The sequence below is a fragment of the Streptomyces sp. NPDC001027 genome, from assembly GCF_040299045.1.
Classification (GTDB): Bacteria; Actinomycetota; Actinomycetes; order Streptomycetales; family Streptomycetaceae; genus Streptomyces.
Window position 1 is genome coordinate 1 of the sequence record NZ_JBEPBI010000520.1, and the last position, 2,162, is coordinate 2,162.

The 2,162-nt window shown below is 70.8% G+C and carries 2 protein-coding genes; both read left to right on the top strand.

The window, feature by feature from the left end; genetic code table 11:
• Nucleotides 1-1,125, top strand: a 1,125-nt coding sequence (gene glyA / locus ABT300_RS43455) for a serine hydroxymethyltransferase (RefSeq protein ID WP_351688549.1), incomplete at its 5' end; no start/stop codon positions are given.
• A 56-nt stretch (nt 1,126-1,181) separates the two neighbouring features.
• Nucleotides 1,182-2,162: L-serine ammonia-lyase (locus ABT300_RS43460; protein WP_351688552.1), on the top strand; the 981-nt coding region annotated here is incomplete at its 3' end.

Genomic DNA, 2,162 nt, shown 5'->3' on the forward strand with positions numbered 1-2,162 from the left:
CAGGGCTCGGTCCTCACCAACAAGTACGCCGAGGGCTACCCCGGCCGCCGCTACTACGGCGGCTGCGAGCACGTCGACGTCGCCGAGCAGATCGCCATCGACCGGGTCAAGGACCTGTTCGGCGCCGAGTACGCCAACGTCCAGCCGCACTCCGGCGCCTCCGCCAACCAGGCCGCCCTGTTCGCCCTGGCCCAGCCCGGCGACACCATCCTCGGCCTGGACCTCGCCCACGGCGGCCACCTCACCCACGGCATGCGGCTCAACTTCTCCGGCAAGCAGTTCGACGTGGTCGCCTACCACGTCGACGGCGCCGGCCTGGTCGACATGGCCGAGGTCGAACGCCTCGCCAAGGAGCACCGCCCCAAGGTCGTCATCGCCGGCTGGTCCGCCTACCCGCGCCAGCTGGACTTCGCCGAGTTCCGCCGGATCGCCGACGAGGTCGGGGCGTTCCTGTGGGTCGACATGGCGCACTTCGCGGGCCTCGTCGCGGCCGGGCTGCACCCGAACCCGGTCCCGTACGCCGATGTGGTCACCTCCACCACTCACAAGACCCTCGGCGGACCCCGCGGCGGCATCATCCTCGCGAAGAAGGAGTTCGCGAAGAAGCTGAACTCCTCCGTCTTCCCTGGCTTCCAGGGCGGCCCCCTGGAACACGTGATCGCCGCCAAGGCCGTCTCCTTCAAGGTCGCCGCGGGCGAGGACTTCAAGGAGCGCCAGCGCCGCACGGTCGAGGGCGCCAAGATCCTCGCCGACCGCCTCACCGCGCCCGACGCCCGCGAAGCCGGCGTCAACGTGCTGTCCGGCGGCACCGACGTCCACCTGATCCTGGTCGACCTGCGCGACTCCGAGCTGGACGGACAGCAGGCCGAGGACCGCCTCCACGAGGTCGGCATCACCGTCAACCGCAACGCCGTCCCCGACGACCCGCGTCCGCCGATGGTGACCTCCGGTCTGCGCATCGGCACCCCCGCCCTCGCCACCCGCGGCTTCACCGCCGAGGACTTCGCCGAGGTCGCCGACGTCATCGCGCAGACCCTCAAGCCGTCCTACGACGTCGAAGCCCTCAAGGCCCGGGTCACCGCCCTCGCGCACAAGCACCCCCTGTACCCCGGCCTGACCAAGTAGTTCCCTGGTGGGGGCGCCCGACGACGTGCGCCCCCGCCCTGTCCCGAGGAGTTCCCGTGGCCATCTCGGTCTTCGACCTGTTCTCGATCGGCATCGGCCCGTCCAGCTCCCACACGGTCGGCCCGATGCGGGCGGCGCGCATGTTCGCGCGGCGGCTGCACAACGAGTCCCTGCTGGACTCCGCCGCCTCCGTCCGCTGCGAGCTGTACGGCTCGCTCGGCGCGACCGGGCACGGCCACGGCACTCCCAAGGCGGTCCTGCTGGGTCTGGAGGGCTCCTCGCCGCGCACGGTGGACGTGGAGACCGCCGACGAGCGGGTGGAGCAGATCAGGAGCTCCGGGCGGCTGCGCCTGCTGGGCACGCACGAGATCCCGTTCTCCTTCGACGACGATCTCGTGCTCCACCGTCGCAAGGCCCTCCCGTACCACGCCAACGGCATGACGATATGGGCCCATGACGCGCAGGGCGCCGAACTGCTGTCGAAGACGTACTACTCGGTCGGCGGCGGGTTCGTCGTCGACGAGGAGGCGGTCGGCGCGGACCGCATCAAACTCGACGACGCGGTGCTGAAGTACCCCTTCCGCACGGGCGACGAGCTGCTGCGCCTCACGAAGGAGACGGGCCTGTCGATCTCCGCGCTGATGCTGGAGAACGAGCGGGCCTGGCGCACGGAGGACGAGATCCGGGCGGGTCTGCTGGAGCTGTGGCGGGTGATGCAGGGGTGCGTCTCGCGGGGCATGTCCCGTGAGGGCATCCTGCCGGGCGGCCTGCGCGTCCGCCGTCGCGCCGCCATGACGGCACGTCAACTCCGGGCGGAGGGCGATGCGTTGGCTCACTCCATGGAGTGGATCACGCTGTACGCGATGGCCGTGAACGAGGAGAACGCGGCCGGCGGCAGGGTGGTCACGGCTCCCACGAACGGCGCGGCCGGCATCATCCCGGCGGTGCTGCACTACTACATGAACTTCGTGCCCGGCGCCGAAGGTCGACCTGTCGATGTTCGAGGACGCCGGCCGGGAGTGGCGGACCGCGCTGCA